The following is a 24,212-nucleotide window of genomic DNA, read 5'->3' on the forward strand; positions in this document are numbered from 1 at the left end:
AGGGTCGATCTCATCGGCCAGGCCCTTGAGACATGCCAGCGCCTGCTGGCGCAGCACGCCGCGGTTGACCACACCGAAACGCGTCGGCAAGTGCCCGAGGAACAGGTTCTCGGCCACGCTCATTTCCGGCACCAGGTGCAGTTCCTGGTGGATCACCGCGACACCGTTGGCGATGCTGTCGGCAGCGCTCTTGAACGCCATGACCTGCGCGCCGATCTGCACGCTGCCGCTGCTGGGAATGTAGGCGCCGCCGAGGATTTTCAGCAGCGTCGACTTGCCCGCACCGTTCTCGCCCATCAGGGCGTGCACCTGCCCGGGGTGGGCGGTGAAGCTGATGCCGTCCAGCGCCTTGACCCCGGGAAAGGTTTTGCCGATCGCGTCAAAACGCAGGGCCGCAGCGGTCATTTCCACAACCCGATTTTGGTCAACTCTTCCTTGAAGTTCTCGCGGGTGATCAGGGTGACTTCGTCCATGGCGGTGTACTTCGGTGGTTCAGTGCCTTTGGTGACCCACTCGTACATCATCAGTGCGGTGTTATAGCCCTCGATGTGCGGGCTCGGCAGCATGGAGCCGAAGAAACCGCTGTCGGCTTTCTTCAATTCGCCGATGGCGTCGGTGCCATTAATGCCGATGCCGATCACGTTGGCGGCCTTGAAGCCGGCGCTTTCAGTGGCGCGCACGCCGCCGAGCACGGTGTTGTCGTTCATGCCGCCGATGATCAGGTTTTTAGCGCCGCCGGGCAGCTTGACCAGGGCCGAGTTGGTGGCGTCCATGCTGCCAGGCACGTCAAGAGTCTTGAGGGCAGCGGTGAGGATGTGATCCTTGGGGATGCCGGCTTCTTCCAGGGACTTGATCGAGCCGTCAGTGCGCTTTTTACCGGTATCGAGCTCGTTGAAGGTGTTGATCACCGCGTAAGTGTCCTTCCAGTCCCAACCGCGTTTTTTCGCTTCGGCGGCCATGGCGGCCCCTTGTTTCTGGCCCACTTCAAACGCGGCCATACCCAGGTACGGCACGTCTTCCATGAAGTTGCCCTTGGCATCGACAAAGCGGTCATCCACAGCCATGACTTTCAGGCCATTGACCTTGGCCTTGGCGACGATGGCCGGGCCCAGGGACACGTCCGGTGGGCAGATCACAAAGCCCTTGGCACCGTTGGCGGCGAGACTGTCGATGGCCGAGAGGGTTTTCTCGCCGTCGGGCACGGCGATCTTGATCACGGTGAAGCCATGCTCCTTGCCGGCTTTTTCGGCGAAAGCCCATTCAGTCTGGAACCACGGCTCTTCGGCCTGCTTGACCAGGAAGCCGATCTTCACTTCTTCGGCGGATACGATGCTGCTGAGGCTGCTTAACGCAACAGCGGCAGCCAGAACGCGTAGAACCTTTTTCATGAACGACACCTCTTGTTGTTGTCTTTGAGTCTTGGGTTTAACCGGCGAAACGATGGCAAGGCTTGCCAGGGATATCGACTTCAATGGCCAACAGCGCACCGTCCAAAGGGTGATCCAAGGGACTCGCGGCACTGGTGATATACAAGGTAGTGAGGTCGGGCCCACCGAACACGCAACTGGTGGGACGACTGACCGGCAGCTCGATGATGCGATCGACCTCACCTGCGGGCGTCAGGCGCAGCAGGCAACTGCCGTCCCAACGGGCGTTCCAGATGTAGCCCTCGCTGTCCATGGCCGAGCCGTCCGGCCCACCGCGCTCATGGGGTGCAAACCATACCTGGGCGGGTTCGAGCTGGCCGTCGGACTGGATCGAATGCTGATACAGCGTGCCGTCCATGCTGTCGCCGAAATGCACCTGGCTACCCTCCTCGTTCCAAAGCAACGTGTTGGGAATGCCCAGCCCGGTCAGCAACGGCGTGACCCGCGCATCGGCATCGACACGGAACAGGCCGCCGGAGCGCCGGGTGATGGGCAGGTCTTCGCCCTGCTCACCGATATTGTTCTGCATGGTGCCCAGCCACAGCCGGCCCTGGGCATCGCAGCGCGCTTCGTTGCCACGGTTGCCCGGTTGCGGGTCGGCCACGCACAGCAGGGTCAGCGCCTGGGTAGCCAGGTCGAGGCGATACACACCGCTGCTCAAGGTCACCAGCGCATCGCCGCTTTCACACGGAATGAACGCCGAGACATGCTCGGGCAACTGCCACACCTGCAACTGCCCGTCCATCCAGCGCAGTGCCTGTTTGGCGGCGATATCCACCCAGTAAAGCGCCTGGGATCGAACATCCCAGAACGGCCCTTCGCCCAACCGGGCACGGTGTGGGGTGACTGCGCTCAACGACATGAAGCCTCCTGATGACTTACAGCGATTCTCGAGACGGTGCGCCATCCACCAAGCGCTGGATACGCAACGGGTTGGCGTTTTTCAACGCGTCGGGCAGCAGGCTATCAGGGTAATTCTGGAAGCACACGGGCCGCAGGAAACGGTCGATGGCCAGGGTGCCGACCGAGGTGCCGCGGGCGTCGGAGGTCGCCGGATACGGCCCGCCGTGCACCATCGAATCGCAGACTTCCACCCCCGTGGGGTAACCGTTGAGCAGGATGCGCCCGACCTTCTGCTCCAGCAGTGGCGTCAACTCGGCGAACTGTTGCAGGTCAGCCGGTTCGCCGATGATCGTGGCGGTCAACTGGCCGTGCAGCCCATGCAGGGCGGCGCTGAGTTGAGCCTGGTCGACGACCTCGACAAACACCGTGGTGGGGCCGAACACTTCTTCCTGCAGCACTTCGTCGCCGTCGATCAGCAAGCGTACATCCGCCTTGAACAGTTGCGGTTGAGCCTGGTTGCCCACTTGCGTACTGCCTGCCAGATGCTGGATGCCCGGGTGAGACAGGAGTTTTTCCAGGCCCTTGCCGTAGCTGTCCAGGGTGCCGGTGTTGAGCATGGTTTGCGCCGGTTGCTCACCGATCAATTGCGCGACCTGTTGCGTGAACGCGGTGAACGCAGGCGAAGCGATGCCAATCACCAGTCCGGGGTTGGTGCAGAACTGGCCGCAGCCTTGTACCACCGAGGCAGTCAGGTCGCGGGCGACGCTCTCGGCACGCGTTTGCAGGGCCTGGGGCAGCACGATGACCGGGTTGATGCTCGACATTTCGGCAAATACCGGGATCGGTTGCGGGCGTGCGGCCGCCATATCGCACAGGGCACGACCACCCTTGAGCGAACCGGTAAAGCCCACCGCCTGGATTGCCGGGTGCTTGACCAGCGCTTCACCGACACCGCCGCCGAAGATCATGTTGAACACGCCCGCCGGCATCTCGCTGGCCTCGGCGGCGCGAATGATCGCATCGGCCACGCGCTCGGCGGTCGCCATGTGCCCGCTGTGCGCCTTGAACACCACCGGGCAACCGGCGGCCAGCGCAGCGGCGGTGTCGCCACCGGCGGTGGAAAACGCCAGGGGGAAGTTGCTGGCACCGAACACTGCCACCGGGCCCAGGCCGATACGGTATTGGCGCAGGTCCGGACGCGGCAACGGCTGGCGGTCCGGCAGGGCTTTGTCGATACGCGCCCCGTAGAAATCACCACGGCGCAGCACGGTGGCGAACAAGCGCATCTGGCCACTGGTACGCCCGCGCTCGCCTTTGATACGGGCAGCAGGCAACGCAGTTTCGCGGCAGACCAACTCGACGAAATCATCGCCCAGCGCGTCCAGCTCATCGGCCACCGCGTCCAGAAACCGCGCACGCCGTGCGGCGCTCAAGGCGCGGTAGGCCGGGTAAGCGGCCGCTGCGGCTTTGGCGGCGGCATCCACCTCTTGCGGGGTGGCCTGGTAGAAATCCTGGGGCAAGGCTTCGCCGGTGGTGGCATCGATACTCTGCAGCTTGACGCTGCCGTTGGCGCTGCGCTGGCCGCCGATGTAGTTGTGGCCGAGGAACTGGGTCATGTAGGTCTCCTTAAAGGGTGATGACGTGGCCGGGTTCGAATACCGCGTCGACCGTGCCGATGCCGTTGATCAATGGCGCGCCGAACTCAGCCTGGCTGATCTGGAACACATCGCCCGGTTGAGTACGTATACCGTCGGCGAATGACAGGGTAGCGGTGCCGAAGAAGTGAATATGCACATCGCCCGGTTTGAGAAACTGACTGTATTTGAAGTGGTGGTATTCAAGATTTTCCAGGCTGTGGCACATGTTGGCTTCGCCGCTGAGGAATTCGTTCTGCCAGATCACCTCGCCGTTACGCAGGATGCGGCTGGTACCGGCCAGATGCGCGGGCAACTCGCCCACGCGCAACTCCGGGCCATAGCTGCAACTGCGCAGTTTGGAATGGGCCAGGTACAGGTAGTTCTTGCGTTCCATCACATGGTCGGAGAACTCGTTGCCCACCGCGAAGCCCAGGCGATAAGGCTTGCGGTCATGACCGATCACATACAGGCCGCCGATTTCCGGCTCCTCGCCGGCGTCTTCGGCAAACGGCGGCACCGGGAAGGCGGCGCCTGGACGCACGACAATGCTGCCGTCGCCCTTGTAGAACCACTCCGGCTGCACACCGGCCTGGCCGGCAGCGGGTTTGCCGCCCTCCACGCCCCATTTGAAGATGCGCATGGTGTCGGTCATCGCGCTGTCATCACCGGCCTGCTGGTGCATCTTGTCGCGGGCCGAGGCACTGCCCAGGTGGGTCAGGCCGGTGCCGCTGATCAGCATATGGACCGGGTCCGGGTGGTCCAGCGGTGGCAGGATTTTAAGTTCGGCCAGCAGCGCCGCGTAGTCATGACTGGCGCCCAGGCCCAGGCTCTGTACCTGTTGCTGCAATTTGACCCCGGCTTCGATGGCGGCCAGGGCCAATTCGCGCACGCTGTATGCGCCCTGCACTTCCCGCAGGGTGTTGCCTTCCACCACGCCGACGCGGCGCTCACCGTTGCTCAACTCGAACTGAACTAAACGCATGCAGGTTCTCCTGGATTTAAGTACGTGTGGCGCCACGGGCGCTGGCGGCAAATTGATCGACGGGCAGTACGTGCTTGCGCTCCAGCAAGCGGTAGACCACGAGGGTCAGCAGCAACCCGAACAGCATCACGCCGGATAGGAAATACAGGCCCGAGGCGAGGTTGCCGGTGTACTCCTTGAGCGCCCCGATCACGAACGGGCCGATATAGCCGCCAAGGTTGCCCACCGAGTTGATCAAGGCGATGCCGGCCGCCGCGCTGGCACCGGCAAAAAACCGTCCCGGCAAGGTCCAGAACACCGCAGTGCAGGAAAACATCGCGAAGGCCATCTGCAGCACCGGCACACTCAGCCAGGCACTGCAGAACAGGCCAATGGCGCCGAGCACATAGAGCACGGCGAGATGGCCATAGCGATCGTTCAATCGATCGGAACTGCGCGGGATGATCAGCAGGCCGATGATGCCGAAGATATACGGCACGGCCGAGATGAAGCCGGTGGTGAGGTCACTGCCACCGAACTGCTTGATCAGGGTCGGCAACCACAGGCCCAGGCCGTAGATGCTCAGGGTCACCGGCAGGTAGAACAGCGCCAGCAACAGCACGCGTTTGTCTTTGAGCGCGTGCAGCGGGTTGCCGTGACGGGTCTGGCCGTAGGCTTGCAGGTCTTTTTCCAGCTCGCCGGTAAGCCAGGTTTTCTCTTGCTCGCTCATCCAGCTGACCTGCCTGGGACCGTCCGGCAGGTAGCGCAGCACCGGCCAGGTCAGCAGGATCGCCGGGGTGCCGATCACGATAAACAGCCACTGCCAACCGTGCAGGCCAAGAATGCCGTCCATGCCGAGCAAACCACCGGACACGGGCCCGGTGATCATCATTGCAATGGGTTGGGAGAGAATGAACAGCCCAAGGATCTTGCCGCGATGGCGCACCGGGAACCACTGGGTGATGTAGTACAGCACGCCGGGGAAGAACCCCGCTTCCGCCGCGCCCAGCAGAAAGCGCATCACATAGAAACTGTGCGGCCCCTGCACAAAGGCCATGCCGATGGTGATGGCGCCCCAGGTAATCATGATGCGCGCAAACCAGCGCCGCGCGCCGAAGCGGTCGAGCATCAGGTTGCTGGGGATCTCGAACAGGAAGTAGCCGATGAAGAACAGCCCGGCGCCCAGGCCATAGGCAGCATCACCGATACCAACGTCGGCGCCCATGTGCAGCTTGGCGAACCCTACGGCGGAACGGTCCACGTAGGCGATCAGGTACAGCAGGATCAGGAAGGGAATCAGTTTCAGCGTGATGCGCCGAATAAGCCGCAATTCCTGGCTCATGGGGTCGATCTCCGATTGTTGTTTTTATAGAAGCTCGGGGGACGCCTCTCGCGAAATCCGCCAGGGTCATACCTCAGTTGAGAAAGACTATATAGTAGGACTATTTACAAAACAACACTTCCAAAGCAGCGATTTTGCGCTTATGTTTAAGCACGCATAGAACATATAGTCATACAATAAGAGAATCGATCATGCCTGACAAAAAGCCCGGCCTACGCTCCGCCCAGTGGTTTGGTACCGCCGACAAAAACGGCTTCATGTACCGCAGCTGGATGAAGAACCAGGGCATTGCCGACCACCAGTTCCATGGCAAGCCGATCATCGGCATCTGTAACACCTGGTCGGAGCTGACCCCGTGCAACGCGCATTTCCGCCAGATCGCCGAGCACGTCAAGCGCGGCGTGATCGAGGCCGGTGGCTTCCCGGTGGAGTTCCCGGTGTTCTCCAACGGCGAATCCAACCTGCGCCCTACCGCGATGCTGACCCGCAACCTGGCAAGCATGGATGTGGAAGAAGCGATTCGCGGTAACCCGATTGACGGTGTGGTGCTGCTGACCGGCTGCGACAAAACCACCCCGGCGCTGCTGATGGGCGCCGCCAGTTGCGACGTGCCGGCTATCGTGGTCACCGGCGGGCCGATGCTCAATGGTAAACACAAGGGCCAGGACATCGGCTCGGGCACGGTGGTGTGGCAGCTCAGCGAACAGGTCAAGGCTGGCACCATCACCCTGGATGACTTCCTCGCGGCCGAAGGCGGCATGTCGCGCTCGGCAGGCACCTGCAACACCATGGGCACCGCCTCGACCATGGCGTGCATGGCCGAGGCACTGGGCACGTCCCTGCCCCACAACGCGGCGATCCCAGCGGTGGATGCGCGGCGTTATGTGCTGGCGCACATGTCCGGTATGCGTGCGGTCGAGATGGTGCGCGAAGACTTGAAGCTGTCGAAGATCCTCACCAAAGAAGCGTTTGAAAACGCGATTCGCGTGAACGCGGCCATCGGCGGTTCGACCAACGCGGTGATTCACCTTAAAGCCATCGCCGGGCGCATCGGCGTGGAGCTGGACCTGGATGACTGGACCCGCATCGGGCGCGGCATGCCGACCATCGTCGACCTGCAACCCTCAGGGCGCTTCCTGATGGAAGAGTTCTACTACGCTGGCGGCCTGCCTGCCGTGTTGCGTCGCCTGGGTGAGGCCAACCTGATCCCCCACCCGAACGCCTTGACCGTCAACGGCAAGTCCCTGGGCGAGAACACCAAGGACTCGCCGATCTACGGCCAGGACGAAGTGATCCGCACCCTCGACAACCCGATTCGCGCCGACGGCGGCATCTGCGTGCTGCGCGGCAATCTGGCGCCGTTGGGTGCGGTGCTCAAGCCGTCTGCCGCCAGCGCCGAACTGATGCAACACCGTGGCCGTGCGGTGGTGTTCGAAAACTTCGACATGTACAAGGCGCGCATCAACGATCCGGAGCTGGACGTGGACGCCAACTCGATCCTGGTCATGAAGAACTGCGGCCCCAAGGGTTACCCAGGCATGGCCGAGGTCGGCAACATGGGACTGCCGGCCAAACTGCTGGCCCAGGGCGTGACTGACATGGTGCGCATTTCCGATGCGCGCATGAGCGGCACCGCCTACGGCACGGTGGTCTTGCACGTGGCACCGGAAGCCGCTGCCGGCGGGCCATTGGCGGCCGTGAAGGAAGGTGACTGGATTGAACTCGACTGCGCCAATGGCCGCCTGCACCTGGACATCCCCGACGCCGAGCTGGCGGCGCGCATGGCTGATCTGGCGCCACCGCAAAAGCTGATCGTCGGTGGCTATCGCCAGTTGTACATCGACCATGTGCTGCAAGCCGACCAGGGCTGCGACTTTGACTTCCTGGTGGGCTGCCGCGGAGCGGAAGTCCCACGGCATTCCCACTAATTGGGATGCTATGATGCGGCGAATTCAAGCCAGAGCCTGCCCGTCGTTATGGATCACCAGCCGCCCAAGCCGCGCAAGAGCCAGCATGCCCAGATCGTTCAGGACCTGGGCATGCACATCGTTTCCGGTCGCTTCAAGCCCGAAGAACGGTTGCCCATGGAAGCCACGCTGTGCGAGGAATACCAGGTCAGCCGTTCGGTGTTGCGCGAGGCGACGCGGGTGCTCAGCGCCAAGGGCCTGGTGTATTCCAAGCCACGGGTGGGTGCGGTGGTACGGCCACGCTTGAAATGGCACCTGCTCGACCCGGATGTGCTGTCCTGGTTGATGCAGTCCACGCCCCACAGTGAGTTCTTCAATACGCTGGCCGGGGTACGCCGCATCCTCGAACCGGAAATCGCTGCCATGGCCGCGACAACTGCCACCGATGAAGACATCGCCATCATCGAACAAGCCTACCAGGGCATGGAAACCGCCAAGACCCACGAGGACCTGTTGCAGGCCGACCTGGACTTCCACCGCGCGATTGCCGACGCCACCCGCAACGACCTGCTCGCCTATATGTGCAACATGCTCTCGTTGCCGCTGCGCGAGTCGATCAATATCACCAACCGCCGCCCGGATATCCAGGGCCTGAGCCTGCCCCGGCACAAGGCAATCCTCACCGCGATCCAGAACCGCGATGCGCTGGGCGCAAGGCATGCCTCGCTGGTACAACTGGATGACACGCGGGTGGCGCTGGATACGGTGATGAATGTATTGACGCCGTTGTAACCCCACCCCGTCGCACTCACTCCTGAGTGTTATTGTTGGCTCTGGGGCAGGTGTTATCGCCCTCTTTTTTCAGCGCCAGCACCGCCTGGCGCTCGGACAACAAGTGGGTGATAGCCCCGCCGATAGCGGCAGATATAAGCGCCAGGGCTTCTTTAGGCAGATTGATCGCCGCCCACGTCAAGCCGCCGATCAGCAGGATGACAAACAGGATATTGAAACGTGACACACCCAGTTTTATCGAGCGCACGATATCGGACGTGTCCTGCATCTTTTCAAAGCGTTTAAGGTCTTCGAACTTACGCACCGATTCCAACGTTTCCAGATAGTGGGTTTCGGCCCGTTTCAATTTCTTGATCACGTCGGCTTCGAGCATAACCTCCTCTATCTCGATCCTGACCAGGCTGATATTGGCACCTGGCCGGCCGAGGATTTCGGAGCTCAACGAACTTTCGGCAAGCTCGGCCAACAGATACGTGTATGAGGTCTCGCTGATTTCCTTGGCGTATTTTTGCAAGGCTGACGTGTAGCACTTGGTGGCGTACCGGGTGAACAGACGCTCCGCATCGTTGGTTTTTTTAATCAGTTCTTCAACTTCATTTATGAGTTCCTGTTCCATTTTTAATATCCCTATTAAGCGTGGCTTGGAAAAATAATAAGCGCCGACCACTACGCTGACACGTTAACGGCAAACATCCCTCCATCGCCCTTCACTGTCTACTGTCAAACCTGACAGTAACGCAGCTGCAAATGTGGGAGGGGGTTTGCTCCCGATAGTGGTGTATCAGTCAAAAACATTGAGACTGACTCACCGCTATCGGGAGCAAGCCCCCTCCCACATTGAGTACTGTGTATAGCCTTATAGGGTGTAGGAGATTCCGACCTGCACGGTGCGTGGTGCGCCTGGGTAAGCGTAGATATTGCCGAACGCGCCTTCCTCATACTCGCGGTTGAACAGGTTTTTCACGTCCAGGTTCAGGCGCACCTGCTCGTTGACCTTGTAGTAACCCAGCAGGTCGACCACGGTGTAGGCGTCCATCGAGAAGGCCGTATTGGCGGTCTGGCCGGCGCGCTGGTCGACGTACTTACCACCGGCGCCCAGGCCCAGCCCTTTGAGTGCGCCGTCCTGGAACTCGTAGACGTTGAGCAGGCTGAAGCTGTTGCGCGGGATGTTCATCAAGCGGGTGCCGGCGCGCAGGGTGGTGTCGCGGGTCACTTCGGCGTCCACGTAGGCGTAGCCGCCGATCACACGCCACTCGGGTGTGAGGTTGCCCGCCACGTTGAGGTCAAATCCGCGGCTGCGTACCTGGCCGGTCGCGACACTCAGGGTATTGTCCAAAGGGTCGGTGGCCAGCACGTTTTTCTTTTCGATCTGGTAGATCGCCGCGTCGACGCTCAGTTGACGATCAAGCGCCTCCCACTTGATGCCCATCTCGTAGGACTTGCCTTTCTCCGGCGCGAAACCACCGCCTTCGCGGCTGGCGCCGGTGTTGGGTTTGAACGAACGGGCGGCGTCGGCATAGACCGCGACGGTGTCGGTGAGGTCGTAGATCACGCCCACACGCGGGGTGACGGCGTTGTCGGCGGCGGTCCACGGTTTTACTCCCGCCACATAACTTTGGTAGTCATGTTCAAAACGCTCGAAACGCGCACCTGCCAAGACTTTCAGACGCTCGGTCAGTGCCACCTGGTCCTGCACGAAGGCGGCGTAGGTCTTGAGGTTTTCTTTATCGTGGGTGGGCGTGCGAGTCAGCGCCGGTCGCGTTTGGCCGTACACCGGATTGAAGATGTCGATCGGGTAAGTGCCCAGGGCCGCACTGGAACGCTGGATGATCGACTTGTAGTCGTAATCCTCGTACTCGATACCGGTGAGCAAGGTGTGCTCGAACCCGCCCGTGGAGAAGTGGCCCGTCAGGTTGAGCTGGTAATCCTTGTCGGTCCATTCCAGCTTGCGGTAGTTGAAGTTGCGTTGCAGGGTACGGCCATCGGCGCCCAGGCTGCTCGGTCCATTGGCTTCAATGGCGTTACCTTTCAAGCTGCCGTCCAACCATTGGAAACCGCCGCCCAGGGTCCAGTTGTCGTTGAGCGCGTGCTCGAAACGCAACTGGGCCATGTTGTTGTCGTTGTGCAGCTTGCCGGCATCCTTGTCGCCCCAGAACGTATCGCGCGATGGCGTGCCGCGCTGGTTGGGGAAACGCGTCAGGCCACGGTCCAGCGGGTGGTTGTTGCGCATGAAGTCGCCTTCGAAAGTCACCTTGGTGGCGTCGGTGGCCTGCCAGGTGATCACCGGCGTCACGCCATAGCGCTCGGTCTCGACATGATCGCGGAAGGTATCGCCACCCTCGCCCACCACGTTGAGGCGATACGCCAGACGGCCCTCTTCGTCCAGGGGCCCGGAGGCATCCAGGGTGCCGCGCTTCATGCCCTGGTCATTCACCTGGCTGCCCAGGGTGACGGTGCGTTCGGCCAAGGGTTGCTTGGACACCACGTTGAACGTACCACCGGGGTCGCCACGGCCGTAGAGCATGGTTGCGGGGCCGCGCAACACCTCAAGGCGTTCGATGGTGTTGGCATCCGGCATGTTCGGGTAGCCCCGGTTGATCGGGAACCCATTGCGGTAGAACTCACCGGTGGTGAAGCCACGTACGGTGAAGGTGGTCAGGCCCTGGCCGCCAAAGTTGTTGGCGCGGCCGACGCCGCCGGCGTAGTCGAGGGCATCTTGCAGGCGGGTTGCGCCGATATCCTCGACCACGTCTTTGGAGACAACGCTGATGGACTGTGGGGTTTCATGAATCGAGGTGTCGGTGCGTGTCGCACTGGCTGAACGGGTGGCGTGGTAGCCCTGAACCGGGCCCTGCGCCGATTCGAAATCTGCAGTAGCAGTCACATTGGTGGCTTGCAGCTCGATACTGGCTTTTTCAGCAGGGGCATCCTCTGCCCAGGTCAAAGGGGAAAACGCCTGGAGCACACAGATTGAAATCAGGGTACGACGCATGGATGTAAACCTAGTGAATGAGCCAGATGGGGCGGCAAACCTGCCAATAATTCGCCGCGCATCATATCTCAGCATATTCTCGTTTGATATCAATTCTCATTTGTTATTTTTCAAGTATCGGCGTTGTATCGAGCGGGTACTGCAAAAACCACGGGCGAAAAAAAGCCACTCAATCGAGTGGCTCATATCACCGGCTGGCTGGCCTCAACGGTAGCGTTCCAACCAATGTGCGTAAGGCGCCGGCAAGGTCCAGGAGGACTTGTCCACGCCCAACTCCTTGGCGGCAAAGTACGCCCAGTGCGGATCGGCCAAATGCGCACGCCCTACCGAAACCAGGTCCAGATGACCTGCCTGCAGCGCGCCTTCGGCCAGTTGCGGAGTACCAAAGCCCCACGCCGATGTCACCGGGATACCGGCTTCACGACGTACACGTTCAGCAATTGGCCCCATGAACGCCGGACCCCACGGGATGTTGGTGTCAGGAATCGTGAAACCGACACTGACGCTCAACAGATCCAGGCCACCGGCCTTGAAGCGGCGCGCCAACTCGATGGATTCGGTAAGCGTCTGCTCGTCGCGGCCGTCATATTCGATCACGCCAAAGCGTGCGGTCAGTGGCAGGTTTTCCGGCCAGACTTCGCGTACGGCGGCCAGGGTTTCCAGGAGAAAACGGCTGCGGTTATCGAAGCTGCCGCCGTAGGCATCGGTGCGCTGGTTGGAGTGCTCGGAGAAAAAGCTTTGGCCCAGGTAACCGTGGGCGAAGTGCAGTTCGATCCATTCAAAACCGGCATCGCGGGCGCGACGGGCGGCATCGACGAAGTCTTGCTGGACGCGGGCGATGTCTTCCAGGGTCATGGCACGCGGCACGTTGGGCAAATTGGCGCCGAATGCAATGGCCGACGGCGCGATGGTTTCCCAGCTGCGGGCATCGGAAGCCGGGATGTGGTCATCGCCCTCCCATGGGCGGTTGGCGCTGGCTTTGCGGCCCGCGTGGGCGATCTGGATGCCCGGTACCGAACCTGCGGCCTTGATGGCCTTGACCATCGGCACGAACGCCTGGGCATGGGCATCGCTCCAGATACCGGCGCAGCCTGGGGTGATACGCCCCTCCGGTGCGACTGCTGTGGCCTCGACTACCAGCAGGCCGGCACCGCCCCGGGCCATGCCGGCCAGGTGCACATGGTGCCAGTCGTTGACCATGCCGTCGTCGGCCATGTATTGGCACATCGGCGGGATGGCGATGCGATTGCGCAAGGTAACGTCTTTGAGTTTGAACGGTTCGAACAATGCGGACATCAGATACTCCGAGAGAAGCGTGTGTGATTCGATAGTTCGATGGTAATCGAACTATGGTATTGAACGCTACCCCCCTGTTATGATCCGCCCCATGCGAGCCTTCAAACACCCTACCCTGCAAGAATTGACGCTTGAGCGCGTGCTGTACGCCCTCAGCGACCCCGTGCGCCTGGACATCGTGCGCTGCCTGGCCGGCGTGGCCGAAGCCAGCTGTGGTGAACTGGATGGTGGGCGGCCCAAGTCCAGCATGTCCCACCACTTCAGAGTGTTACGTGATGCAGGCCTGGTACACACGCGCAATGTGGGCACCACCCATATGAATTCGTTGCGCCGTGAAGAGCTTGAGAGCCGCTTTCCCGGGTTGCTGGCGAGTGTTCTTGCGCAATCCTAGCCGGCGTTTTGCCCCTCAGGACGCAACAGGCTGCAGCAACACGCCATTAAGGTGCACGCAGTCCTTGCCATTGCGCTTGGCGCCGTAGAGATTTTTGTCCGCCATCTTGAGCACCGCCGATAACTCGTCACCTGGCGCGAAGCGTGCCATGCCCGCACTGCAGGTGTAGTTGTGAGGCGCGGCAACACTTGAGCGTATGGCCTGCAACAAACCCAGCACGAACTCACGGGCGAAGACCGGGTCATCGTCCTGCAACAACACGCCGAACTCCTCCCCGCCGATTCTTCCAAAGCTGTGGCTGCCTTTGGCGTTTTTCAGGCACACCGCCATGGCCCGCAGGATCTTGTCACCGACATCGTGACCGTACAGATCATTTTTTGCCTTGAAGCTGTCGATATCCAACATGATGAAGTAGCCAGCCTGGCCGCTGTCGAGCAACTGTTCGAAGCTTTGCATAAAAGCGCGACGGTTAAGGATCGAGGTCAAGTAATCGGTTTCGGCCAAGGCGCGAAACTCGCTTTCCACCAACAACACCGAACGCAGGTTCTTCAAATACGAATAACTCAGGATAAAACCGATGGAGACCGAAGATGCGCAAAATATCAGCAGATAAGCCTGTGTTCCTGCATATATATCGGCCTGCATCGGCGACCATAATATGAACCAGACCAACAGGGCGCCGACTAGATAATCCTGAACACTGATAAACAAGATAGCGCTGCCGACCACCAGGGTGACGGCCAGGGGCAAGCCGTAGATACGCAACTCCTGATTAAGGCCAATGACATAGGCAAACCCCACGGACAACATCACGATATAGGCCACTCCCAGCATCCGCCACAGTAGAAAGTTGGCGGTTTTGGAGTGAAACCGGCACACCAGCAACAGGCCAATGGTGACACCCAACATGGACAGGTCGAACTGCATGGCCGGATGAATCAGCCATATACCGACCCAGGCAATGATCCCGATCCATTCCGCTTGGGTCACCGCAGGCGACAACAACCTGCGCATCCTGGGCCTTAACTTCAAGTTAGCAGGCATCCTTACGCTCCCATCTCAATAGCATGCAGGCCCAGCGCAAAAGAAAAGGCCATAAAGCGTTTTACCAGGCTGACAAAAGGCGGCAGCACTTCCAGCCGGGTCTTGGAGTGAGCTTTGAAATACCCCTTCTCGACGCCCTCCTGGACCATTCGAATAATGTGGGTCTTGGACACGGAAAGTTGCTTGGCCAAGGCCAGATAAGACGATGACCGGAACGTGGCCCGATCATTTTCCGGCGCGAAGGCATCGTTATAAATCGCCAGCATCAACAGATGCCCGGCGTCTCGTTTCACCAACCAGTAACACTCGGGAAGCAGTACATCCACCGTGAGATCGGCGTCGAGGATAATGGCAAAGCCCTTGAAATAAAGGGACAGGAAGCCCCGGTCATCCAACTCGCGCATTTGCCGGAAAATCGCCCGCTCAGGGTAAAGCCGCGCCAATGACTCGGTGAGCGAGGTCAACATCAAACGCGCTTCGCGACAGGCCTCATCCGACGGCGCGTAGACCCTGAAGCGACTGTCTTCGGGGTGCGGCGCGACGTCCATGAAGCCCAGCGCCCGCAATAACAGGAACATTGATTCCAGGCTGTTTTTTGAACAATACCTGCGCGTCACACACAGGGTCTTAACTTCCGACAATAACGGTAAGGGTGTGGCGAAGTATTCACTCAATAAGGCAAACGACACCATCAAACGGCTGTATTTAAGTGCACTCTTGTAGAAAAACGGTCTTCGGGAATAGGGCACGAGCAGCACGTGGTAATGCGCTCTCAGGCACGATTCAAAATCCTTATGACGTTCGAGCGCTTGCGCGGTATTACACATAGCCGACTTCAACGAACTGACATGCATGAAAGAGCCCTGATCATCCAACTTGATTCCACTGATCTCAGCTACGAAATCCCTGCAGCCCGGCCCCAAAACAAATCACGTGGTAAACCCTACGGTTAATGGCTTTTTGCCTCGAACGCAATGTACAGCGATTGCCGGACAAGACGTCATCAGTACCAAAGTTGTTCCAGATTGAAGTGGACCCTCTGCGCACACCTGCGCGTAACTTCTCGTTACATCCTCCGAAGCTAGTGACTGGTCGACGAATCGATTCAGCAACCGGCGAACCTTTCTCCCTTGCATGGCGTCGTAACAGAGCATTGTTGCCAACCGCCCGCCGCGAGGTTCTCGTTTGAAAGCTGCCGTCCTGAAGAAATACCGCCTGATCATCAAGACCATGGGCTATGTGGGCTGGGCCCTGTTCTGGCTATTGCTGTGGGATGTGGCAGTAACCGTGGACTTCATGCTGTTTCTGACCACCAAGATCAACCTGCCGCTGATGCCACTGACATTGCTGGGTTCGGCGCTGGTGGTGTTGATCAGTTTTCGCAACAGCAGCGCCTATAACCGCTGGTGGGAAGCGCGCACGTTATGGGGGGCGATGGTCAACAATTCGCGCAGCTTTGCGCGCCAGGTGCTGACGCTGCTGGATGACCCCGACGGCGAAGTGAATCCGATCAAATCCACACTGCTGCGCCGCCATGTGGCGTATGTGAATTGCCTGGCCGCCCACCTCAAGGGCGAACCCTGTCCGGATGAAGTACGAGCGTTTATCCCCGCCGAGGAATTCGCCCGCAATGGCGCGACCAACAATTTTGCCAATGACATCCTGACCGGGTCAGCGGCGTTGCTGGCCAAGGAATACAAGGCCGGCCACCTGGACAGCATCCGCCTGGCGCGGCTGGAGTCGACCCTGGTCGACCTGTCCAATGCCCAAGGCGGCATGGAGCGCATCGCCAATACACCATTGCCCTACCCCTACGTGTATTTCCCGCGGCTGTTCATCTCGCTGTTCTGCCTGATCGTACCGGTGGGCCTGGTGGAATCCCTCGGCTGGTTTACCCCGCTGGCTTCCACGGTAGTGGGTTTTATGCTGCTGGCCATCGAGCGTATCGGCACCGACCTGCAAAGCCCGTTTCACTCCAGCGAGCATCAGATCCAGATGGAGGCGATTTGCGAAACCATTGAGAAGAACCTGCAATCGATGCAGCGCGATGCGTTGGCCTGAGCCAAGGCATCGTCGCCGTAGTTGTAAAAGACTATTACGAGGCGCAATGTACTAACCGGTTACTTATCTTGCTAAAATCGCGTCTTTGCCCTCTCTCACTCGAGTCTATTCGACATGAAACGAGCATCGCGCGCCGCTGGCGTCTCTAGATTTCTACTCCTGGGCCTGGGCGTTGTCATCGCCCTGCTCGGCCTTGCGCTTGCCGTGGGTGGCGCCAAACTAGTCAGCCTGGGAGGTTCCTGGTACTTCCTGGCAGGTGGCGTGGCCATGGCCGTCTCCGGGCTGCTGATCGCTCGGCGCAAGCCTGCCGGGGCGTGGTGGTTTGCCGCGTTCCTCGTCGGTACGGCCGTATGGGCAGTGGCCGACGTGGGCCTGGTGTACTGGCCGCTGTTCTCGCGGCTGTTCATGTTCGCGGTGATCGGCGTGGTGGTGGCGCTGGTGTATCCATTGCTGGCCGGCAAACCGGCGCGTGGCGCTTATGCGGTCGCGACCTTGTTGGCAGTCGGCGTGGCGGTGGCGGCAGGCAATATGTTCGTCGCTCACCCAAGCGTGGCGCCGACCGGTGCCGGCCCTGGCATCACCCCGGTAGCCGAAGCCGATGCACAGAAAGACTGGGCGCACTACGGCAACACCGAGGGCGGCAGCCGCTTCGCCGCGCTGGACCAGATCAATCGCGACAACATCGACAAACTCAAAGTCGCCTGGACCTACCACACCGGTGACGTGGCCATCAGCGACGGCAACGGCGCCGAAGACCAGTTGACGCCCTTGCAGATCGGCAACAAAGTCTTCATCTGCACCCCGCACAACAACTTGATCGCTCTGGACGCCGACACCGGCAAAGAGCTGTGGAAGAACGAGGTCAACGCCCAGTCAGCGGTGTGGCAGCGTTGCCGTGGCATGGCCTACTTCGACGCCACTGCGCCGATTGCCCAGCCGACCCAGCCCAACAGCTCGCCGATCATTGCCGCCAGCGTGCCTGCCGGTGCGCAGTGCCAGCGTCGCCTGCTGACCAACACCATTGATGCGCGCCTGATCGCCGTGGATGCCGACACCGGCAAGTTCTGCGAAGACTTCGGCACCCATGGCCAAGTGGACTTGAAAGCCGGCCTGGGTAATGTGCCGGACAGCTACTACCAACTGTCCTCGGCGCCTTTGATCGCCGGCACCACCGTCGTTGTCGGTGGCCGTGTCGCCGACAACGTGCAGACCGATATGCCAGGCGGCGTGATCCGTGGTTTTGATGTGATCAGCGGCCAGATGCGTTGGGCGTTCGACCCAGGCAACCCTGAAGACAAGCAAGCGCCGGCCGCGGGCAGCACCTATGTGCGCAGCACGCCGAACAGCTGGGCGCCGATGTCCTACGACCCGCTGATGAACACCGTTTTCCTGCCGATGGGCAGCTCTTCCACCGACATTTACGGCGTGGAACGCACCCAGCTGAACCACAAATATGGCGCCTCCGTGCTGGCGCTCGACGCGTCTACCGGTGCGGAAAAGTGGGTCTACCAGACCGTCCACAATGACCTCTGGGACTTCGACCTGCCAATGCAGCCGAGCCTGATCGACTTCACCCCGCCAGGCAGCGACAAAACGGTACCGGCTGTGGTGATCGGCACCAAGGCCGGGCAGATCTACGTGCTCGACCGCGCCACCGGCAAACCGCTGACCGACGTGCAGGAAGTGCCGGTCAAGGCCGCGAACATTCCCAACGAACCATACTCCCCGACCCAGCCAAAATCGGTGGGTATGCCGCAGATTGGCGCGCAGACCCTGACCGAATCGGACATGTGGGGTGCTACGCCGTACGACCAGTTGCTGTGCCGTATCGACTTCAAAGGCATGCGCTACGACGGCCTGTACACCGCGCCGGGCACCGATAAATCCCTGAGCTTTCCGGGTTCGCTCGGCGGCATGAACTGGGGCAGCATCTCCACCGATCCGGTACACGGTTTTATCTTCGTCAACGACATGCGCCTGGGGCTGTGGATCCAGATGGTGCCGTCGCAAAACAAGGCCCAGGCCTCTTCCGGTGGTGAAGCACTGAACACCGGTATGGGCGCCGTGCCGCTCAAGGGCACGCCTTACGCGGTCAACAAGAACCGCTTCCTGTCGGTGGCCGGCATTCCCTGCCAGGCACCGCCATTCGGCACCTTGACCGCCATCGACATGAAGACGCAAAAAGTTGCCTGGCAAGTGCCGGTGGGCACGGTTGAAGACACCGGCCCCCTAGGCATCCGCATGCACCTGCCAATCAAAGTCGGCCTGCCGACACTGGGCGGCACGTTGTCCACCCAAGGCGGCCTGATCTTTATCGCCGGCACCCAGGACTTCTACCTGCGCGCCTTCAACAGTGGCAACGGTGACGAAATCTGGAAAGCCCGTTTGCCGGTCGGCAGCCAGGGTGGCCCGATGACCTACGTGTCGCCAAAAACCGGCAAGCAGTACATCGTCGTCACCGCCGGCGGCGCGCGCCAGTCCACCGACCGTGGCGACTACGTGATCGCCTACGCCCTGCCGTAACCACCCCTCTGTTCGCGCGGTGCTCCCGCACCGCGCTTTGCGTTTGGAACCCCGCATGAACCCTACTTCTCATACGTCCCTTGGGCGCCTGGTGCTCGGCCTGGCGTTGACTGCTGCCCTGCCCGTTCAAGCCGACGACACCACCCTGACCGGCGACTGGGGCGGCCTGCGCCGTGAGCTCGACGCACAAGGCATCCGCTTTACCGGCGACTACAGCGGCGAAACCGCTTACAACGCCCACGGCGGCCAGCATCGCTCGGCGCGCTATTCGCAAAACCTCAAGCTCGGCGTGCAGTTCGACCTGGGCAAGCTCTACGGCTTCAACAACGGCGACCGCATCCAGCTAACCATCAACGACCGACGCGGCAACAGCGCTTCCGAAGACCTGGTGGGCAACCGCCTGCCGATCCAGGAAAACTACGGCGGCCTCTACACGCGCCTCACCGAGTTGAGCTACGAGCGCACGCTGTTCACCCCCGCACTCAACGTCAAGCTCGGCTACATGGCCATGGGCAATGACCTCGGCGGCCTGGACAGCGGCATTTTGTGCAATTTCATGAACGCCGGATTCTGCGGGCATCCGCTGAACATGTCGGGCGGCAGTGGCTGGGCCAATTACCCGAATGCGCACCTGGGCGCGCGGGTGAAATATAACTTTTCGCCAAACTGGCAACTGCGGGTGGCGGCGTTCAACGTCGACCCTTCCAGCAATGGCAACTCCAGCCGCGCCTGGCACCTGGGGCCCAAGCACACCACCGGCACCGTGGTGCCCATCGAGCTGATCTACAAGCACGCGGGCAGCCTGCCGGGTGAATACAAGCTCGGTTATTACTACGACAGTTCCGATGTAAAACGCATTGGCAGCAACAAGGACGTCAGCGGGCGCGGCGGTCACTACCTGTTGATCGACCAGGCGGTGTGGGCCTCCCAATCCTCCCAAGGCCGCAGCTTGCACGCCTTCGGCCAATACTCTGCGGCCAGCGAAGCGGCTTCGCCGTTCACCAAGTGGTATGGCGCGGGGCTGGTGCTGTACAAACCGTTCGACAGTCGCCCACGGGATACCGTCGCCCTCGGTTATGGCCGTGCAGTGCCCAACCCGCGCAGCCGGGATAATGCGGATGCGGCCTACGCCAATCTGGACAACGCTGAACAGCTGATCGAACTCAGCTACGGCTACCAGGCCACACCGTGGCTGACCTTGCGCCCGGACGTGCAATACATCATCGAGCCGGGGGCGTTTTCCGCACAGAACATCGACAACGCGCTGGTGCTGGGACTGCAGGTGAAAGCGACCTTCTAGTCAGCCGACATCCAGGGCTCTGCCGCGCCCGCCATTTTTCAACATCGACGGATTGATCCCGAACTGCTTGCGGAACGCAGTGGCGAAATGGCTGGCGTTGGCATAACCGAGGTCCGAGGCGATGCGCATCACCGATTCATTGCCGCTCATCAAGCGGCTGCGCGCCTGGATCATGCGCGTCTGCTGGAACACGCCATAGACGCTGTTGGAGAACAGCTGGCGAAACCCGCGGGTGAGCTTGGGCTGGCTCAAGCCGGACTCACGGGCCAACTCCGACAGGCTTGGCGCCTTGCCCAGATCTTCCAGCAAACGATCGCGGGCCCGCACCAGGCGCTGGCGGTCGGTGTGGCTGACGCGGCAGGTGCATTCGCCATCCTGGCGCGCTTCGAGGAACAGACTGACCAGCGTGACACTTTGCCCGTACAGCCACAGGCTGCTGCGCGGCGGGGCCGATGGCAGGCTGGCGTCGTGGTCCATGGCCAGGCCGAGCATGTGCGCGGTAGCACTCATTTCACCGCTGCGATGGCCGTCGAGGAAGCAATGTTCGCAGGCCAATGCCTTGTTCAGCAGCGGGTCGAGCTTCAATTCCCACTGGGCCAGCAACTCGGGGCGAATCATGACGGTGATGTTGTCGATCTCGCCGTGCTGATGATATAGGCCATGGCGGCAACGGCCAAAGCTGATGCTGCCCGCGCCTTCATCAATCACATAGCGACGTTGCCGGCGCCCATCGCGAAAGCTGCACGCGGCCTTGCCCTTTAACAGGTTGGTGAAGCTGAAGTGAATGCACTCGCTGTCGTCTTGCAAGGGCAACTCTACCGGCTGCTCAAAGGTGCTCTGCCAACGAACGATGTCCAGGCCCTCCTGCAGGGTCATACGCGTGACCCGGCAATGCGCTCCCGGCCCCAGATCGCTACCAAACCCTCCCGTAATGATTCGCGAGACCGGCATCGGTTCTCCTGCGCCTCCCTGAACGGCTGACATCGTAAATCTCCTGGCTGACCGGATACGGCTCGAATCAGACCACATCGGGGTAGAACTCTGCAATTGATAATTATTAGCATTTGGCGCACCGCACGTGCCAAGCCAGATTGCTGCTGCCCCTGAGCAACGCACGCCGATCAGAACTCTCAGTCAAGGTCCCATCATGTCTGCACGATGCAACACGGCGGCTACCCGTCAATCTTGCTACAAACGTAATAGTATAACAATAGCGATTGCTTTGACACTGACCCCTACCGCCTTCGCCGCCACCCTCAGCGAACCTCTGCAACTGCCCGCCTCCACGGTGACGGCGCGCATGGCCCAGGAAGATTCCAAGGAAGTGCCGATCAGCGTCAGTGTGGTCGATGGCGAACAACTGCGTACCCAACGCCTCGATACCCTGGAAAGCGCACTGCGCAATACCTCAGGGGTCAGCGTCAATTCTTCCGGCGGGCCCAACGACTTCAACGTGTTGATCCGCGGTGTCGGTTCGCTTTACCAGATGTCCATGGACGACAGTTCGGTCGCATTCAATATCGACGGCGTACCTGTGTCGTCGCGCAGCCTGGGGTTCGGCACCCTCGACGTCGACCGCATCGAAGTGCTCAAGGGGCCGCAGGGCACACTGTCCGGCGCAATCGGCCAGGCCGGTGCCGTGAATATCACCACCCGCCAACCCAGCCGGGAACTCGAAGGTTATGTGCGTGGTGAAGTCGGCCAGAAAGGCCAGTTCCTCACCGAAGGCGCCATTGGCGGACCGCTCAGTGACAGCCTCAGCGGCCGCCTGGCGGTGCGACGTGCCGGCTACGACAGCTGGATCGACAACGACCAGACCCATAACCCCATTACCAAACCGCGCAACGAAGCCTATCGCGCCAGCTTGTTGTGGGACCTCAACGATGACACCCACGTGCTGTTCAGCGCCGAACGCCAGCAGACCGAACGCGCCACCAATTCCCTGGTACTGCGGCCCTACGGCAGCCACCCGAGCCTGGACCTGACGCCCGGCCTGTTCGACGACAACGACAAGACCACCGAGCGCTACACGATCAAGGTCGACCACGACTTCGCCAACAGCCGGCTGACCTCCACCACCGCCACTGGCACGGCCGACTTCACCGGCTTGATCGCCTACGACAGCAAGCTGATGGGCGCCCTCTATGGCACGCCCGGTGAGTTCTGGGTGGTGGACAAATCCTTCGAGCGCAGCTGGAGCCAGGATATACACCTGGGCTCATTGCCCGATTCCGACGTGTTCTGGGTCGCCGGCGTCGCCGCCAGCCGCAATGAACGCAGCTACGACACCCCACGCAACACCTACGGCACCTCCGGCGCCAAGTTCCGCGACTTCACTACCACCACCTACGCAGGCTACGGCGAAGTGACTGTCCCGCTCACCGAACGCCTGAAACTCACCACCGGCTACCGCCATTCCTGGGACCGCAAGACCTACGACGGCCAATACTTCGCAGGTTCGAGCGCCGTGGACGACTCGCGCGCACTCACCGACCACTATGGCACCGGCCGCGTCGCCCTGAGTTATGCGATCACCCCACAGACCAACGTCTACGTGCAATTGGCAAGAGGGTATAAATCCGGCGGGTTCAATGATTATGCCTCCCAGGTCAGCGACAGCGAACCCTACAAGGCCGCCGTCAGCAGGGCCGCCGAACTGGGCTTCAAGAGCGAGACCGACGACCGTCGCGGCAGCCTCAACGGCGCACTGTTCTACACCCGCGTGCACGATGATCACTTGCTTGGCTACGACGCGGCGACCTTCGCCACCAACGCCTTCAACGCCGACACCCGCACCCGCGGCGCCGAACTGGAAGGTAGCTGGCGCTTCGACTACGGTCTGACCCTAGCCGCCAGCGCGACCTACCTCGATGCCAAGATCACCAGCGGCGTGCAAGGCATCCAGGCTGGCGACGTCGCCGCCGGCAACCGTACCCCGGACGTGCCCCGCTGGAGCGACAACGTCAACGCCAGCTGGAAACACCCCCTGGGCAACTTCGCCAGCCTTGGCCAGACCAACCTCAACACCAGCCTCAACTACCACCTGGTGGGTGAACGCACGGCTGACCCGCAGAACCACTTCAACCTGGACAACTACGAGAAACTCGACCTGCGGGCGGGCCTGGAGAGCAAGTTTGGCGAGGTGTATGCGTTTGCCGACAATCTGTTGAACCAGACGTATGACACCTATGGTTTCTACAGCGACCCGGTGGCCTATGGTGGGCCGTCGCGTCGGAGGACGGTGGGCGTGGGCTATACCTATCAATTCTGAACCGACGCGATTCGGCCGGCTGTCCTGAGTTCAAATGTGGGAGGGGGCTTGCTCCCGATGGCGGTGGATCAGTCACAAATGTCCTGACTGACACTCCCCCATCGGGGCATGGGTATCTACACAGCTGTGTAGCAGCCGACGGTAACCACGATGCGCAGCGAGCCGCTCTTGATCTTGATCTGCTTTTGATCTTGATCTGCTTTTGATCTTGATCTCAGGCGCCCCGTTAAACCACGCTGGCCGGAATTCGACAGGGATTTGGGGGGTAAACCGGCAGGGATGCCGGTTTAGCCGCCCCGCGCCATGGATGGCGCGTGGCGGCGGCCCCCCAAATCCATGGCGGATTACGGGCACACCGAGCCTAAGCGAGGTGCCGAGTGGTGGGGCAAGAGCGTTTGGTTACTTTGCGCTTTTCAAAGTGACCC

19 protein-coding genes are annotated in these 24,212 nt (G+C 60.9%); 7 read left to right on the top strand and 12 right to left on the bottom strand.

Annotated elements, in window-relative coordinates; all coding sequences use genetic code 11:
• The 6 genes from JH25_RS28960 to JH25_RS23565 all read right to left on the bottom strand — a co-directional run.
• On the bottom strand, window positions 1-405 hold a 405-nt coding region (locus JH25_RS28960; protein ID WP_236648016.1), incomplete at its 3' end, for an ATP-binding cassette domain-containing protein.
• Window positions 402-1,388, bottom strand: coding sequence for a substrate-binding domain-containing protein (locus JH25_RS23585; protein ID WP_108240717.1), 987 nt, complete (start codon window positions 1,386-1,388; stop codon window positions 402-404). The genes JH25_RS28960 and JH25_RS23585, both read right to left, overlap by 4 nt.
• Window positions 1,389-1,425: 37 nt before the next feature.
• Complete coding sequence (locus tag JH25_RS23580) at window positions 1,426-2,289, bottom strand: SMP-30/gluconolactonase/LRE family protein (protein ID WP_032876464.1); 864 nt, start codon at window positions 2,287-2,289, stop codon at window positions 1,426-1,428.
• A gap of 16 nt (window positions 2,290-2,305) precedes the next feature.
• Complete coding sequence (locus JH25_RS23575; RefSeq protein ID WP_032876467.1) at window positions 2,306-3,886, bottom strand: aldehyde dehydrogenase (NADP(+)); 1,581 nt, start codon at window positions 3,884-3,886, stop codon at window positions 2,306-2,308.
• 10 nt (window positions 3,887-3,896) lie between these two features.
• Window positions 3,897-4,889, bottom strand: coding sequence for an AraD1 family protein (gene araD1, locus JH25_RS23570; protein ID WP_032876470.1), 993 nt, complete (start codon window positions 4,887-4,889; stop codon window positions 3,897-3,899).
• 16 nt (window positions 4,890-4,905) lie between these two features.
• Window positions 4,906-6,210: an MFS transporter gene (locus tag JH25_RS23565; RefSeq protein ID WP_032876472.1), complete on the bottom strand. Its 1,305-nt coding sequence runs from the start codon at window positions 6,208-6,210 to the stop codon at window positions 4,906-4,908.
• Window positions 6,211-6,401: 191 nt separating this feature from the next.
• Between JH25_RS23565 and JH25_RS23560 the strand changes: the two genes are divergently transcribed.
• Entirely contained in the window at window positions 6,402-8,138 is a 1,737-nt protein-coding gene (locus JH25_RS23560; RefSeq protein ID WP_005787482.1) for an IlvD/Edd family dehydratase, read from the top strand.
• Window positions 8,139-8,186: 48 nt separating this feature from the next.
• Complete coding sequence (locus JH25_RS23555) at window positions 8,187-8,909, top strand: FadR/GntR family transcriptional regulator (protein ID WP_005787481.1); 723 nt, start codon at window positions 8,187-8,189, stop codon at window positions 8,907-8,909.
• 16 nt (window positions 8,910-8,925) lie between these two features.
• On the opposite strand, the gene JH25_RS23550 is transcribed toward JH25_RS23555, so the two are convergent.
• The 3 genes from JH25_RS23550 to JH25_RS23540 all read right to left on the bottom strand — a co-directional run bounded on the left by JH25_RS23550 (window position 8,926) and on the right by JH25_RS23540 (window position 13,197).
• Window positions 8,926-9,576, bottom strand: coding sequence for a hypothetical protein (locus JH25_RS23550; protein ID WP_177327391.1), 651 nt, complete (start codon window positions 9,574-9,576; stop codon window positions 8,926-8,928).
• Between the two features lie 189 nt (window positions 9,577-9,765).
• Window positions 9,766-11,901: a TonB-dependent siderophore receptor gene (locus tag JH25_RS23545; protein WP_032876478.1), complete on the bottom strand. Its 2,136-nt coding sequence runs from the start codon at window positions 11,899-11,901 to the stop codon at window positions 9,766-9,768.
• A 204-nt stretch (window positions 11,902-12,105) separates the two neighbouring features.
• Entirely contained in the window at window positions 12,106-13,197 is a 1,092-nt protein-coding gene (locus tag JH25_RS23540) for an NADH:flavin oxidoreductase/NADH oxidase (RefSeq protein ID WP_032876480.1), read from the bottom strand.
• A 91-nt stretch (window positions 13,198-13,288) separates the two neighbouring features.
• On the opposite strand from JH25_RS23540, the gene JH25_RS23535 reads away from it, so the two are divergent.
• The gene (locus JH25_RS23535; RefSeq protein ID WP_050549300.1) at window positions 13,289-13,588 is read left to right on the top strand and encodes an ArsR/SmtB family transcription factor; all 300 of its coding nucleotides are present in this window, start codon (window positions 13,289-13,291) and stop codon (window positions 13,586-13,588) included.
• A 15-nt stretch (window positions 13,589-13,603) separates the two neighbouring features.
• Here the strand turns inward: JH25_RS23535 and JH25_RS23530 are convergent, their stop codons facing one another.
• A complete protein-coding gene (locus tag JH25_RS23530; RefSeq protein WP_032876486.1) occupies window positions 13,604-14,632 on the bottom strand; it encodes a GGDEF domain-containing protein in 1,029 nt (342 codons plus the stop codon).
• Between the two features lie 2 nt (window positions 14,633-14,634).
• On the bottom strand, window positions 14,635-15,486 hold the full coding sequence (locus JH25_RS23525; protein WP_228309729.1) for a hypothetical protein: 852 nt from the start codon (window positions 15,484-15,486) through the stop codon (window positions 14,635-14,637).
• Window positions 15,487-15,817: 331 nt separating this feature from the next.
• On the opposite strand from JH25_RS23525, the gene JH25_RS23520 reads away from it, so the two are divergent.
• From JH25_RS23520 to JH25_RS23510, 3 genes are all read left to right on the top strand, one after another.
• Window positions 15,818-16,693: a bestrophin family protein gene (locus tag JH25_RS23520; protein WP_005787467.1), complete on the top strand. Its 876-nt coding sequence runs from the start codon at window positions 15,818-15,820 to the stop codon at window positions 16,691-16,693.
• Between the two features lie 114 nt (window positions 16,694-16,807).
• Window positions 16,808-19,216, top strand: a complete 2,409-nt coding sequence (locus JH25_RS23515; protein ID WP_032876491.1) for a glucose/quinate/shikimate family membrane-bound PQQ-dependent dehydrogenase — start codon at window positions 16,808-16,810, stop codon at window positions 19,214-19,216.
• Window positions 19,217-19,271: 55 nt separating this feature from the next.
• On the top strand, window positions 19,272-20,516 hold the full coding sequence (locus JH25_RS23510; RefSeq protein ID WP_032876494.1) for a carbohydrate porin: 1,245 nt from the start codon (window positions 19,272-19,274) through the stop codon (window positions 20,514-20,516).
• On the opposite strand, the gene JH25_RS23505 is transcribed toward JH25_RS23510, so the two are convergent.
• Complete coding sequence (locus JH25_RS23505) at window positions 20,517-21,500, bottom strand: helix-turn-helix domain-containing protein (RefSeq protein ID WP_236648017.1); 984 nt, start codon at window positions 21,498-21,500, stop codon at window positions 20,517-20,519. It abuts the gene before it with no gap.
• A 238-nt stretch (window positions 21,501-21,738) separates the two neighbouring features.
• On the opposite strand from JH25_RS23505, the gene JH25_RS23500 reads away from it, so the two are divergent.
• Window positions 21,739-23,787 (top strand): TonB-dependent receptor, encoded by a 2,049-nt coding sequence (locus JH25_RS23500; RefSeq protein WP_236648018.1) that lies wholly within the window; start codon window positions 21,739-21,741, stop codon window positions 23,785-23,787.
• The last annotated feature ends 425 nt before the right edge of the window (window positions 23,788-24,212 follow it).

The organism is Pseudomonas sp. BRG-100 (assembly GCF_000737955.1).
Taxonomy (GTDB): Bacteria; Pseudomonadota; Gammaproteobacteria; order Pseudomonadales; family Pseudomonadaceae; genus Aquipseudomonas; species Aquipseudomonas synxantha_A.